Annotated in this window: 16 protein-coding genes; 7 read left to right on the plus strand and 9 right to left on the minus strand. The window is 64.9% G+C overall.

The genetic code is table 11. From position 1 onward, the window contains the following. Positions 1–390: 390 nt before the first annotated feature. Positions 391–1395: a nucleoid-associated protein YejK gene (yejK, locus tag CAG11_RS10285; RefSeq protein WP_022642461.1), complete on the plus strand. Its 1005-nt coding sequence runs from the start codon at positions 391–393 to the stop codon at positions 1393–1395. Continuing rightward, positions 1395–1748, plus strand: a complete 354-nt coding sequence (locus CAG11_RS10290) for a glutaredoxin family protein (protein ID WP_068583499.1) — start codon at positions 1395–1397, stop codon at positions 1746–1748. The genes yejK and CAG11_RS10290 overlap by 1 nt, the downstream gene beginning before the upstream one ends. A 16-nt stretch (positions 1749–1764) precedes the next feature. On the opposite strand, the gene CAG11_RS10295 is transcribed toward CAG11_RS10290, so the two are convergent. The 5 genes from CAG11_RS10295 to CAG11_RS10315 form a co-directional block, all read right to left on the minus strand. After that, a complete protein-coding gene (locus CAG11_RS10295; RefSeq protein WP_085596227.1) occupies positions 1765–2700 on the minus strand; it encodes a glutathione S-transferase family protein in 936 nt (311 codons plus the stop codon). Between the two features lie 87 nt (positions 2701–2787). After that, positions 2788–3108, minus strand: coding sequence for a GIY-YIG nuclease family protein (locus CAG11_RS10300; protein WP_085596356.1), 321 nt, complete (start codon positions 3106–3108; stop codon positions 2788–2790). Between the two features lie 52 nt (positions 3109–3160). Beyond that, the gene (locus tag CAG11_RS10305; protein ID WP_085596228.1) at positions 3161–3631 is read right to left on the minus strand and encodes a nuclear transport factor 2 family protein; all 471 of its coding nucleotides are present in this window, start codon (positions 3629–3631) and stop codon (positions 3161–3163) included. A 98-nt stretch (positions 3632–3729) separates the two neighbouring features. After that, positions 3730–4998 (minus strand): CynX/NimT family MFS transporter, encoded by a 1269-nt coding sequence (locus CAG11_RS10310; RefSeq protein ID WP_085596229.1) that lies wholly within the window; start codon positions 4996–4998, stop codon positions 3730–3732. 14 nt (positions 4999–5012) lie between these two features. Then, positions 5013–5672 (minus strand): FadR/GntR family transcriptional regulator, encoded by a 660-nt coding sequence (locus CAG11_RS10315; RefSeq protein ID WP_085596230.1) that lies wholly within the window; start codon positions 5670–5672, stop codon positions 5013–5015. Positions 5673–5934: 262 nt separating this feature from the next. Between CAG11_RS10315 and CAG11_RS10320 the strand changes: the two genes are divergently transcribed. The 5 genes from CAG11_RS10320 to CAG11_RS10340 all read left to right on the plus strand — a co-directional run bounded on the left by CAG11_RS10320 (position 5935) and on the right by CAG11_RS10340 (position 11121). Further along, positions 5935–6591 carry an alpha/beta hydrolase gene (locus tag CAG11_RS10320; RefSeq protein ID WP_085596231.1) on the plus strand — a complete coding sequence of 219 codons (657 nt, stop codon included), beginning with the start codon at positions 5935–5937 and terminating at the stop codon, positions 6589–6591. Between the two features lie 96 nt (positions 6592–6687). Beyond that, a complete protein-coding gene (gene rhlB, locus CAG11_RS10325) occupies positions 6688–8166 on the plus strand; it encodes an ATP-dependent RNA helicase RhlB (RefSeq protein WP_085596232.1) in 1479 nt (492 codons plus the stop codon). A 124-nt stretch (positions 8167–8290) separates the two neighbouring features. After that, complete coding sequence (locus tag CAG11_RS10330) at positions 8291–9244, plus strand: ornithine cyclodeaminase family protein (protein ID WP_085596233.1); 954 nt, start codon at positions 8291–8293, stop codon at positions 9242–9244. Between the two features lie 34 nt (positions 9245–9278). Next, positions 9279–10406 carry an FAD-binding oxidoreductase gene (locus tag CAG11_RS10335; protein ID WP_085596234.1) on the plus strand — a complete coding sequence of 376 codons (1128 nt, stop codon included), beginning with the start codon at positions 9279–9281 and terminating at the stop codon, positions 10404–10406. An 85-nt stretch (positions 10407–10491) separates the two neighbouring features. Beyond that, positions 10492–11121: a transcriptional regulator gene (locus tag CAG11_RS10340; protein WP_085596235.1), complete on the plus strand. Its 630-nt coding sequence runs from the start codon at positions 10492–10494 to the stop codon at positions 11119–11121. Positions 11122–11173: 52 nt separating this feature from the next. Here CAG11_RS10340 and CAG11_RS10345 read toward each other — a convergent pair whose 3' ends face one another. From CAG11_RS10345 to moaC, 4 genes are all read right to left on the minus strand, one after another. Further along, positions 11174–11950, minus strand: coding sequence for an ABC transporter substrate-binding protein (locus CAG11_RS10345; RefSeq protein ID WP_085596236.1), 777 nt, complete (start codon positions 11948–11950; stop codon positions 11174–11176). Between the two features lie 213 nt (positions 11951–12163). Then, positions 12164–12616 carry a molybdopterin synthase catalytic subunit MoaE gene (moaE, locus tag CAG11_RS10350; RefSeq protein WP_022642448.1) on the minus strand — a complete coding sequence of 151 codons (453 nt, stop codon included), beginning with the start codon at positions 12614–12616 and terminating at the stop codon, positions 12164–12166. Between the two features lies 1 nt (position 12617). Next, positions 12618–12860: a MoaD/ThiS family protein gene (locus CAG11_RS10355; protein ID WP_085596237.1), complete on the minus strand. Its 243-nt coding sequence runs from the start codon at positions 12858–12860 to the stop codon at positions 12618–12620. Further along, a complete protein-coding gene (gene moaC, locus CAG11_RS10360) occupies positions 12857–13330 on the minus strand; it encodes a cyclic pyranopterin monophosphate synthase MoaC (RefSeq protein ID WP_022642446.1) in 474 nt (157 codons plus the stop codon). Before moaC ends, CAG11_RS10355 begins: the two co-directional genes overlap by 4 nt. Between the last annotated feature and the right edge of the window lie 5 nt (positions 13331–13335).

A 13335-nucleotide genomic window follows, 5' to 3' on the forward strand; every position in this document is an offset into this window, starting at 1 on the left:
TGTTCCTTCCCTATCAAATTCATTTGGATTGCAGAGTGCAGTGTCAGCCATCGAGCCAGATCTTGTGGATCTGGCACCCCGGTTACAACCACGACGGATCGGGGTTATAGATACCGAATTCTGGGTTTGGTTCGACCCGACAAATGCTGACTGCACGCTTAACGCAGAGACACCGCGTAAGACGGGGCAAAACTAGCACACAGACGGCGAAATATCCGCCTCTACCTAGCCATTTGGTCAGCTTTATTGCTCTAAATCGGTAAAAAACTGCATAAGCTGCACCTACGAGCCGTTCATCACCCGGCCAACCGCGCCAAAACCAGCGGGTGCGGTACACTGGGCACTTTTTCAGGGAGCCCGCCCTCCCCCCTTCAACCAGCCGAGAAGCCCATGCCGATCCGTCATTGCATCGTCCACCTGATCGACAAGAAACCCGACGGCAGCCCTGCCGTGCTGCACGCCCGCGACTCGGAGCTGGCAGAGTCCGCGGCCATCGAGAACATGCTCGCCGACCTCAACGAAAGCTATAACGCCAAGCAGGGCAAGGCCTGGGGCCTGTTCCATCCGGAGTCCGGCGCCTTTCCCTTCAGCGGCTGGCTGAAGGAATACCTCGACGGTGGCCAGGACTTCACCGCCTTCAGCCGAGTGGCGGTGGAACACCTGCAGAAGCTGATGGAAGAATCCAACCTGTCGGTGGGCGGTCACGTGCTGTTCGCTCACTACCAGCAGGGCATGACCGACTACCTGGCCATCGCCCTGCTGCACCACAGCGAAGGCGTGGCGGTGACCGACCAGCTGGACGTGACGCCCTCCCGTCACCTGGATCTGGGTCAACTGCATCTGGCGGCGCGGATCAACGTCTCCGAGTGGCAGAACAACAAGCAGTCCAAGCAGTACATTTCATTCATCAAGGGCAAGAACGGCAAGAAGGTCTCGGAATACTTCCGCGACTTCATCGGTTGCCAGGAAGGCGTCGACGGCCCTGGCGAGACCCGCACCCTGCTCAAGGCCTTCAGCGACTTCGTCGAAAGCGAAGACCTGCCCGAGGACTCGGCGCGGGAGAAGACCAAGGCCCTGGTGGACTATGCCAGCAGCCAGGCCAAGCTCGGCGAACCCGTAGGCCTGGAAGAGCTCTCGGAGTTGATCGACGAAGACCGGCCGAAGGCGTTCTACGACCATATCCGCAACAAGGACTACGGCCTGTCGCCGGAAATCCCGGCAGACAAGCGCACCCTCAACCAGTTCCGCCGCTTCACCGGCCGCGCCGAGGGCCTGTCCATCAGCTTCGAGGCCCACCTGCTGGGCTCGAAGATCGAGTACGACGAAGAAGCCGGGACCTTGATCATCAAGGGCCTGCCGACCCAGCTGACCGACCAGCTCAAGCGTCGCAACTGATGCTCCAGGGGGTCTTGAAGAAGTTCCTGCTGATCCTGCTGGTAGTGGTGCTCTACCAGCACTGGGGCAAGATCGAGCGATTGTTCGATCCTGGCGCGGCGGTTTCCGAGACCACCCGTAGCCAGGCCAGGGTGGTGCTGTACGCCACGGACTGGTGCGGCTACTGCAAGGCCACCCGGCGCTTTCTCGACCAGAAGGGCATTCCCTATCGGGAGTTCGATATCGAGAAAGACCCCAGCGCGCGCCAGGCCTACATCGACCTGGGTGGCGCCGGGATCCCGATCCTGGACGTGAACGGCACCCTGATCCGCACCTACGATCCCGACGCCATCATGGCCGCCCTGCCCAAGTAGCGGCCATGGCAGCAGGTCACTGGGCCTGGATGCCAAACCCCAGGCGCGGGAAGTGCACATGCACCACACCGGCGCGCGGGTCCTCACGACGCAGGATCAGCTCTTCGCTCCCGGCGAACAGCAACTCCCCGGCCACCGGATCGACCCCATAGTCGGTCGCGGCAATCACCACCTGCTGGCCGGCCTTGAAACCATTGGCATCGACGAAAGCTTCCTGGGGCAGCGGGGCCGGCGTCGCAGCATGCGCCACCGCCAGGGCCTCTTCGGCGCTCATCTCGCTGGAGGCGCCGTGGCCGAAATCCAGCACCCGGGCCAGCCAGGCGGCGACCGCAGGGTATTCATCCACCAGCGGCGCGGTCACCGGGGTGCCCTTGAGGAACCACAGGGGATGGGCCATGGCGATGTCGGCGATCGACGGTTGGCCAAACAGGAAGTCTCCCGGCTCACGTTGCAACTGCTGCTCCAGGCGCGCCATGAAAGTCGGCCATTGGTGCCTGGCCTGCTCCAACGGCACCCGGCGAGCACTGCCGCCACTGAACAGCCCGGCCCGGTCGGCCATGAATGCCTTGACGGCCTCCGGCGGCAGCTTGCCAAAGCGCACCGCAGCCGACTCAGGCTGGAACACCAGGGTCACCGCATGCTGGAACACCGTCGAGTCGGCCCAGGCAGCGAAGGTCGCGCTGGTCAGCTCCTGGCCTTCGGGAAACAGCGCCGGGCTGGCTTTTTCCTGCTCCAGGCGCCGGGCGATCATGGCCGTGTCGCAATAGATGTCGGCCCCCACCTGCAGGACCGGGGTCTTGCGATAGCCGCCCGTCAATGCGGTCAGGTCGGGCTTGGGCATCACCGGGGCGATCTTCACCGAACGCCAGGAAAGCCCCTTGAAACCCAGCAGCAAGCGGGCTTTCTCCGCAAAGGGTGAGGTCGAGTAATGATGAAGGATCAACTCAGACATACCAGGCTCCGCCATGAGAAAAAGAGGCTTGAGCTTAGCGCGCAATCGACGGATGACCTACGAATTCGACTGATGGGAAACCATCAGTCAGATTGATGACTGCCCTGCCGCCCCCGCCACCAGGCACTCCTTGGCACTCTTCTTGAGTTTCTTGATCAGCCGCTCCTGGCGCAGGGCCTCGCTCTTGTCGCGACAAGCCTCGGTATAGACCAGCGCGACCGCCGGACTGGAGAGAAAGAAACGCGCGCCCTTGCCGCTTTGGTGCTTGGCGAAACGCCGCTGCGGATCGTCGCTGATACCGCAGTACAAGGCGCCATTGGCCGCCCGCACCAGGTAGACGAACCAGGGTTTGCTGGCCGGCGCCGGTGGCACGGCGCAAGCGACGGGGGACGGATCGGGGTTGGTCACGAAAGGCATCGGGCTTGTGGATAACAAGCCGCGATCTTAACAGAGGATGGATTCAGCGACCGCCCTGGAAGGCCTTCAGACTCTTGCGCGCCTGGGCACGCACGGCATTCTTCAGCAGTGGCGTCCAGCCCAGCAGCAAGCCCTTGGCTCCCAGGGCCTGGCGAGCCCAGCGCCACATGTCGAAATGATCGTGGTGCTCGCAGATCTTGCCGTCGCGGAACACGAAACGCGCCTGGATATCGTTGACCACGGTGCGCCCGGTCTGGCTGAACAGGTAGGTCGCCACCCAGTGCGCGCCACCGCTGCGCTCATCGGCGCGCACACTGTCGAAGGTCAACGAGAAATCCTTGGCCCGCGAGGCCAGCATGCGCCACATGTCGCCGGCGTCACGCCCGCGCAGCTCACCGAACGCCGGGTCGCTGAAGAGCACATCCTCGGTGTAGCAGGCACTCATGGCCTCGGCATCCAGGCGTTGGAAAGCCTGGTAGAACTCGCTGATCAGCGCACGATGGGCATCGCTCATGGACAAACTCCGAAGGGACGTGGAATGCCTGCACGATAATCCGCAAACCGGCGCAACACTACCGACATTTGCCGGGTAAATACCGTCGGTGAGGCCGCTCAGATCCTTTCGCTTTGCACCTGCACATAAAGCGCACGGCCGGCGCCCAGCCCGGCGATGATGGCGCCACCGCCCAGCACCGCGAAGATCCAGCCCAGGGCATTCCAGCCACCGGTCCAGTCGTGCACCAGGCCCACCGCGAACGGGCCCATGGAGGCCAGCGTATAGCCGATGCCCTGGGCCATGCTCGACAGGTTGGCCGCCACGTGGGTATCGCGCGAGCGCAGCACGATCAGGGTCAGGGCCAGACTGAAGGTGCCGCCCTGGCCCAGGCCCAGGAGGATCGCCCAGCCCCACAGGCCATCGAGCGGCGCGTACAGGCAACCGAACAGGCCGCCCAGGGTCATCAGCATGACGATCACGATGGCCAGGCGCTGGTCCTTGCCCCGGGTCGCCAGCCAGGGAGCGGCCAGGGAGCTGATCAACTGCACGATCACCGAGCCCGACAGCACAAGTCCCGCCTGGGTCGGGCTCAGGCCACGACCGATGAGGATCGACGGCAACCAGCCGAACACGATGTAAGCGAGGGAAGATTGCAGGCCCATGTACAGGGTCACCTGCCAGGCCAGGCGGTCACGCAACAGCCCCCGCACGCGATAGGCCACATGATGGGCGCCGTGCTTCTGCCCGACCTGGGGCAGCCAGAACAGCCCCGCCACCAGCGCCGGCACCACCCAGAAGCCCAGGCCCATGGCCCAGCTGTCGCCAAAGGCATGGCTCAAGGGCACGCTGGCTCCGGCCGCCATGGCGGCGCCCAGGCACAGGGCCATGGTGTAGACCCCGGTCATGGTCCCGGCATGGCGCGCGAAATCACGCTTGACGATACCCGGCAGCAACACGCCGATCACCCCGATGCTGGCGCCCGCCAGGATGCTCCCGGCAAACACCCCGACCTCACCGGACGAGCTGCGCACGACGATGCCCAGGGCCAGGGTCAGCAAGATCCCCAGCACCACCCGCTCGGCGCCGAAACGCCGGGCCAGCACCGGTGCCAGGGGCGCGAACAGCCCCAGGCACAACACTGGCAGGGTGGTCAGCAAACCGGCCTTGGCTGCCGACAGCCCCAGGTGCTGCGATACATCACTGAGCAGCGGTGCCATGCTCGACAGCGCCGGCCGCAGGTTCAGCGCCACCAGGATCAACCCCAGCAGCAACAGCCAGGGGCGACGCAGCACTGGCGGAGCCTGCTGCACTTCTTCGTCGTCGGCCTCGGCGTCGATCAGCAGTTCCGGCGGTGGGGTATGGGGGGATGCCTGGTGGTTGGACATGGTCGGTCTCGGCTTCAGGATTCGTTGATCAGTTGGCGGGAAATACCCTTGGCGCGCTCGGGGTCGCCTTGTTCGATGGCATCGAGCAAGTGCTGGTGCAGGTCGAAGACGTCCTGGCGGCGCGGAGTGATGTTCAGGCTCTGGCGCAACTGGGCCCCCACCACGCTGGAGAAGTAGCGGTACAGCTGGCTGAGGGTCGGGTTGTGCGCAGCGTCCACCAGCCGTTGGTGGAACACCAGGTCGCAGGCGATGTAGCGTTCCAGGTCGCCATGGAAGTGCCCACTGCTGTCATGCAGGGCCACCTGCAACTCGTGCAGGTCCTGCTCGGTGCGACGCAAGGCCGCCAGGCCCACGGCCTCCACTTCGAGGATCTGCCGGGTTTCCCGGGCCTGCTCCACGGAGCATTGGGACAGGGCCTGGAGCATGTCCAGGGGATCGGCCACCGCCCGCAGGTAACTACCGTCGCCCTGGCGGATCTCGATCAACCCGGAAAACGCCAGGACCCGCATCGCCTCGCGCACCGTGTTGCGGCTGATGCCCAGCTCGGCCGCCAGTTCCGGCTCGGTAGGCAGGCGCTGGCCAACGACCCAGGCGCCCCGGGTGATCCGCAGGCGCAACTGCTCCAGGGCCTGGTCGACCAGGGAGCGTTTGATCAAAGGAGACATTTCACTCATGGCATGCGCTCTTGTCATCCAATCATTGGATGAATTTACCGACATGGTATTCAGGCTTTTCTCGTAGTTCAATGTTCTGTCTCGCAATTCCTCCTGTACCTGATCCTGCAAATTGAAGGACATAGCTGGCTATCCCCAGGCCGGCGCCAGCCTGTTAGTGTTACGCCAGCAACCGCTGGCCCTGGCGCCATCCTCACCGATCAATTTGCCGCGCCCCTGGGCCATGCCCGGGCCGGCGCACACGTACACAATTGGAGCAACCATGACCCAGCCCCTGACCCTTCAGCCCAGCAAGCCTGCCGATGCCTGCGTGATCTGGCTTCACGGCCTGGGTGCGGATCGCTACGATTTCCTGCCGGTGGCCGAGGCCCTGCAAGAGACGCTGCTGAGCACCCGCTTCGTCCTGCCCCAGGCGCCGACCCGCGCGGTGACCATCAATGGCGGCTACGCCATGCCCAGCTGGTACGACATCCTGGCCATGAGCCCGGCCCGGGCCATCAGCCGCGAGCAACTGGAGGAATCGGCCGACGAGGTCATCCGCCTGATCGAGGAGCAACGGGCCAGCGGTATCGACGCTTCGCGGATCTTCCTCGCCGGCTTCTCCCAGGGCGGCGCGGTGGTGTTGCACACCGCCTTCCTCAGGTGGCAGGGCCCCTTGGGCGGCGTGCTGGCGCTGTCCACCTATGCCCCGACTTTCAGCGACGAACTGCAACTGTCGGCCAGCCAGCAGCGGATCCCGGTGCTGGCGCTGCACGGTCAGTACGATGAAGTGGTGCAGAACGCCATGGGCCGCACCGCCTACGAACACCTCAAGCAACGCGGGGTCGACGTGAGCTGGCAGGAATACCCGATGGAACACGAGGTGCTGCCCGAGGAAATTCGCGATATCGGCACCTGGCTGGCCGCGCGCCTGCGCTAACCCTCCGCCCAGGGACCACAGGGCGAGCAACAGACTACGCCGCGCCCGTTTCTTGCATTACACTGGCCGGCGTACATTCCTTAACCAATTGATGAGATGACCGTGCTCAAAGCACTCAAGAAAATCTTCGGTAAAAGCGAGGCAGAGCCGATAGCGCCAAGCCCCAGTGCTCCCATCCCCCCTTCCAGCAGCCGCAATGACGGCCACCAGCCGGAACGGAGCGCGCCCGCTACCGCCACTAAAAAAGAACCGGTGACCACACCGGCCGCCCCTTCCACTCCCAAGGCGCCGCGCGCGGAAAAACCCAAGGCCGAGCAGCGTCGCCCACGCGCCCCGAAACCGCCGGTCAGTACCTGGAAGCTCGAGGACTTCGTGGTCGAGCCCCAGGAAGGCAAGACCCGTTTCCATGATTTCAAGCTCGCCCCGGAACTGATGCATGCCATCCACGACCTGGGTTTCCCCTACTGCACGCCGATCCAGGCCCAGGTACTGGGCTTCACCCTGGCGGGCAAGGACGCCATCGGCCGCGCCCAGACCGGCACCGGCAAGACCGCCGCGTTCCTGATCTCGATCATCACCCAGCTGCTGCAAACCCCGCCGCCCAAGGAACGCTACATGGGCGAGCCGCGGGCGCTGGTCATCGCCCCGACCCGGGAACTGGTGGTGCAGATCGCCAAGGACGCCGCGGCGCTGACCAAGTACACCGGCCTGAACGTGATGACCTTCGTCGGCGGCATGGACTTCGACAAGCAGCTCAAGCAGCTCGAAGCCCGCCACTGCGACATCCTGGTGGCCACCCCCGGCCGCCTGCTGGACTTCAACCAGCGCGGCGACGTGCACCTGGACATGGTCGAGGTGATGGTGCTGGACGAAGCCGACCGCATGCTCGACATGGGCTTCATCCCCCAGGTGCGGCAGATCATCCGCCAGACCCCGCCCAAGAGCGAACGCCAGACCCTGCTGTTCTCGGCCACCTTCACCGAAGACGTGATGAACCTGGCCAAGCAGTGGACCACCGACCCGGCGATCGTCGAGATCGAAGCCGAGAACGTCGCCAACGCCAACGTCGAGCAGCACATCTACGCCGTGGCCGGTGCCGACAAGTACAAGCTGTTGTACAACCTGGTCAACGACAACGGCTGGGAGCGGGTGATGGTCTTCGCCAACCGCAAGGATGAAGTGCGGCGCATCGAGGAACGCCTGGTGCGTGACGGCGTCAATGCCGCCCAGCTCTCCGGCGATGTACCGCAGCACAAAAGGATCAAGACCCTGGAAGGCTTCCGCGAAGGCAAGATCCGGGTCCTGGTGGCCACTGACGTCGCCGGCCGCGGCATCCACATCGACGGCATCAGCCATGTGATCAACTTCACCCTGCCGGAAGTCCCCGACGACTACGTGCACCGCATCGGCCGGACGGGCCGGGCCGGCGCCGACGGCGTATCCATCAGCTTCGCCGGCGAGGACGACTCCTACCAGTTGCCGGCGATCGAGGAACTGCTGGGACGCAAGATCAGCTGCGAAATGCCGCCCACCGAGCTGCTGCGCGCCGTGGAGCGCAAGCGCCCGCAAGCCTGAGTCCAAACGGACCCGGCCAAGCAAAGACGCAGCCCTGGGGCTGCGTTTTTTTTCGCCTGGATATTGCCCGGATAAACTAAAAGTCCATAATGGACAAATAAGTTTATAAAAACGGAGTACCTCCATGTCCAGCACGCCATTCGTGATTGCCCAGCCCCAGGCCCGCCAGTTGCTCGAGCAACTCGACGTGCCCCGGATCCTGCGCAAGCTGTTCCGTGACCTGGCCGCCGGGCTGGCCGTGCAACCACCGCAACAGCTGGTGGAATTCCCCCGGGGCGCCGGGGACTTCATCAACTTCCAGGGCGTGCTGGCCGAAGATCGGGTCTACGGGGTCAAGACTTCCCCCTACATCGTGCGTACCCAAGGCCCGCTGGTCACCGCCTGGACGCTGCTGATGTCCATGGACCACGGCCAACCGCTGTTGCTGTGCGATGCCGGGGAACTGACCACCGCTCGCACCGCCGCCACCACCGCCGTCGCCGTCGATGCCCTGGCCGGCCCTGGCGTCCAGCGCCTGACGATCATCGGCAGTGGCCCGGTGGCCCAGGCCCACCTGCACTACATCAAGGACCTGCGCCCCTGGCAGGACATCCGCCTGTACTCCCCGAGCCTGGCCCGGCGGTCCGCAGCGGAGCGCGCGCGCCTGCAGGCCCTCGACCCGCGCCTGGTGCTCGTCGACCAGCGCGAGGCGGCCCTGGAGCAAGCCGACGTGATCCTGCTCTGCACCTCGTCCGCCGGGCCAGTGATCGATCCGCGCCAGCTAAAGCGGCCCGCGCTGATCACCTCCATCAGCACCAATGCGCCACAAGCCCATGAGGTGCCGCCCGCTGCCCTGCAGGACATGCAGGTGTACTGTGACTACCGGCGCACCACCCCCGGCGCGGCCGGCGACATGCTGATCGCCAGCCAACAGCACGGCTGGGACAGCGGGGCAATTCTCGGCGACCTGCCGGAGTTGCTCAGCGACCAGGCCCGGCTGCCCAGCGGCGAACGCCACGTGTTCTTCCGCTCCATCGGCCTGGGCCTGGAGGATATCGCCCTGGCCAACGCCCTGTACCACTTGCGCCGCCAGCAATGAGCACCAGTTACCTGAATCCTTTGCGGAGTTTCGAATGACCGAGGCAGATTTCATCATCATTGGCGGCGGTATTGCCGGGGCTTCCACCGGTTACTGGCTGTCGCGCCATGGCCGGGTGCTGGTGCTGGAACGCGAATCCCATCCGGGCTACCACTCCACCGGCCGCTCCGCCGCCCTCTACACCGCCGCCTACGGCACGCCCCAGGTCCGCGCACTGACCCTGGCCAGCCGGGCGTTCTTCGACCAGCCGCCCGAAGGCTTCTGCGAGCATCCGCTGCTGAGCCCGCGAGGCGAGATGACCGTGGACTTCGACAACGACCCCGACGAGTTGCAGCGCCAGTACCTGAGCGCCAAGGCCAGCGTGCCGCAGATGCAACTGCTCGACGCCGACGAAGCTTGCGCCCGCCTGCCGATCCTGCGCCGCGACAAGGTCCACGGCGCCCTCTACGACCCGACTGCCAGCGACATCGACACCGATGCCCTGCACCAGGGCTACCTGCGCGGCATCCGCCGCAACCAGGGCCAATTGCATACCGATTGCGAAGTCCTGGGGCTGGAGCGCGATACCCAGGGCCACTGGCTGGTACGCACCAGCGGCCAGACGTTCAGCGCCCCGGTGCTGATCAACGCCGCCGGCGCCTGGGCCGATCAGGTCGGCGTGCTCGCCGGCGCCCGGCCCCTGGGCCTGCAACCCAAGCGCCGCGCCGCGTTCATCTTCGCCGGCCCGCAAGACCCGGACTGCCAGCACTGGCCGATGCTGGTCAGCCTCGACGAATCCTTCTACATGAAACCCGATGCCGGCATGTTCCTCGGCTCCCCGGCCAACGCCGATCCAGTGCCGCCCCACGATGTGCAGCCGGAAGAACTGGACATCGCCCTGGGCATCCACCGGATCGAGGAAGCCACGACCTTGAGCATCCGCCGCCCGACCCGGACCTGGGCCGGCCTGCGCAGCTTCGTCAGCGATGGCGACCTGCTGGCCGGGTTCGATCCGCAAGTGCCCGGGCTGTTCTGGGTGGCCGGCCAAGGCGGCTACGGCATCCAGACCTCACCGGCCATGGGCCAGGCCAGCGCCGCCCTGGTACGCGGCGCCGCCCTGCCGGAGGCACTGGCGGCCTTCGGCCTGGACGCCGCCATGCTGTCCCCCGCCCGCCTGGGCTGATACCTCGGGATGACGCGCCCGGACGATTGCGGCACACTCCCAGCGCCCGCCAGCGGCGGGCGCTGAAGCCGCCAGGAGTACACCCATGACCACACCCGCAAAGGACCCTGCCCTGGACAATTTCCGGGCGATCGCCGACGCCATTGCCACCCTGTTCTTCCCCCACGCCGAAGTGGTGCTCCACGACTTGCGCACGCAGAAGGTCGACTACATCGCCAACAATCTGTCCAAGCGTGAAGTGGGTGACGATGCGGCCCTGGAAGACATGCTCAGCGGCGACAGCGATGAACGGAACATCGGCCCCTACGAAAAGCTCAACTGGGACGGCCAGAAGATCCGCAGCCTGAGCACCGTGCTGCGCGACGCCAAGGACCAGCCGCTGGCGGTGCTGTGCATCAACCTGAACATCTCGCTGTTCGAGAATGCCAAGGCCGCGCTGGACCTGTTCCTCTCCCCCAGCAAGCTGATCCCACAACCAGACTCACTGTTTCGCGATGACTGGCAGGAGCGGATCAACACCTTCCTGCACAACTGGCTGCGCGAGCGGCAGCTGGGGCTGAACCTGCTGACCCGCGACCACAAGCGCGAACTGGTGCTGGCGCTGCACGCCGAAGGCGCATTCAAGGGCAAGAGCGCCGCCAACTATGTGGCCAACGTGCTGAACATGGGCCGGGCGACGGTGTACAAGCACCTCAAGGAACTCAAGGAGCAGTGATCCTCGGCGAGCGAGCGCCCCTGGGAGCGATCGCTCGCAAACGCCTGCGGCATCAGTCGCCGTAGATATCCGACTTGAAGTACTTGGCCTGGATCTTCTGATACTCGCCGTTGGCGCGGATGCCGGCGATGGCCTTGTCCAGTTCGCCCACCAGTGGCTCGTTCCCCTTGCGCACGGCGATCCCGGCGCCCTCGCCGACGTACTTCGGATCCTTGAGCTCCGGGCCGACGAAGGCATAGTCGGCGCCGCGGGGCATCGACAGGAAATCCTCCAGCGGGATGGTGTCGGCGAAGATCGCATCCAGGCGCCCCGCCGCCAGGTCCATGTAGATCTCTTCGTTATTGCTGTAGCGCGTCACCTTGATGCCCTTGGGTTCCAGGACCTCGGTGGCGTAGCGGTCGGTGGTGGTGGAACGCTGCACACCGATGGTCTTGCCCTTGAGGCTCTGGTACTGGTCGTCCACCACGGCGCCTTTCTTCATCACCAGGCGCGACGAGGTGAAGTAGTACCTGTGGGTGAAATCCACCGACTTGCGGCGCTCGGCGGTGATGGTCATGGATGACAGCGCGGCATCGATCTTCTTCACCTTCAGCGATGGAATCAGCCCATCGAACTCGACCTCGGTCCACTCACACTTGACCTGCATCTGCGCGCACAGGGCATTGCCGATGTCGTAGTCGAAGCCAGCGATGTTGCCTTCGGCGGTCTTGAAGGCAAAGGGTGGATAAGCGGCCTCGATCCCGAAGCGCAGGGTCTTCTCGGCGGCCGAGAGCTGGGTGCACGCCAACAGGCCCAGGACCAGGCCACTGATGAGGGGGAGTTTTTTCATGTTCGTTCTCTCGCGAATTGTTGTTGGTTTGGCAAGACAGAAAGAAGAGGTGGAACGGCGCAGCTGTTTTGTACTTTGAAATCCATACTGGACTTTAATGTATATATCGTCAACGGGGCACGACAAAGCCTGCACCTGGTGATCACCAGGTGCAGGCGCGCGGCTTGGCAGGTTTTGCACAAGGCGCAGGAATGCGCCAAGGCCTGTGGTGGATCAGTCTTCCCAGCGCTCGGCGGCGGCCTGGTCACTGTGCCGGCCTTCGACCCAGCGCGGGCCATCGGCGGTCTGCTCCTTCTTCCAGAACGGCGCCCGGGTCTTGAGGTAATCCATCACGAAGGCACACGCGTCGAAGGCCGCCTGGCGATGGGCGCTGGCGGCGGCGACGAAGACGATCGGCTCACCCGGGGCCAGGGCGCCGATGCGGTGCAGGATCTCCAGCTTGAGCAACGGCCAGCGCTGCCCGGCCTCCTCGGCGATCTTGGCCAGGGCCTTCTCGGTCATGCCCGGATAGTGCTCGAGGAACATCCCGTGGACATCCTGGCCATCGTTGAAATCACGCACGTAGCCGACGAACCCCACCACCGCGCCGACGCCGACATTGGCCGCGTGCATGGCATTGAGTTCGGCGCCGGGATCGAATGCCGCGTCCTGTACCCGAATGCCCATGTCAGCCTCCGGTCACGGTGGGGAAGAACGCCACTTCGTCGCCGTCGGCCAGGGGTTCGGTCAACTGGCACAACTCCTCGTTGCGCGCGCACATCAGGTTCTGCTCCCCCAGCACCGGGGCGCCCACGCCCTGCAGCAGGTGCTGGCGCACATCCGCGACGGTACGGAACTCGCCGTCGACCAGGGTTTCATCCAGGCCGATGGCCTCGCGATAGCGGGCGAAAAACTTCACCTTGATCTTCATGCCGGCTCCGCCTGGTAGTGGCCGCTCTTGCCGCCGAGTTTTTCCAGCACTCGCACGCCCTCGATGGTCATGCCCCGGTCCACCGCCTTGCACATGTCGTAGATCGTCAGCGCGGCGACGCTGGCGGCGGTCAGCGCTTCCATCTCCACCCCGGTCTGCCCCGAGAGCTTGCAGCGCGCCACGATGTGCACGCTGTCCTCGCCTTCGGCGCGCAGCTCGACCTTGACGCTGGTGAGCATCAACGGATGGCACAGGGGAATCAGGTCGCTGGTCTTTTTCGCCGCCTGGATCCCGGCGATCCGCGCCACGGCGAACACATCGCCCTTGGGATGACCGCCGCTGACGATCATCTGCAAGGTTTGCGGGAGCATGCGCACCCGGGCTTCGGCCGTCGCTTCGCGAAACGTCACGGCCTTGTCGGTGACGTCGACCATATTGGCGCGCCCTTGGGAATCGAGATGAGTCAGCACGGCGT

It is taken from the genome of Pseudomonas sp. B6(2017), assembly GCF_002112765.1.
GTDB lineage: Bacteria > Pseudomonadota > Gammaproteobacteria > Pseudomonadales > Pseudomonadaceae > Aquipseudomonas > Aquipseudomonas piscis.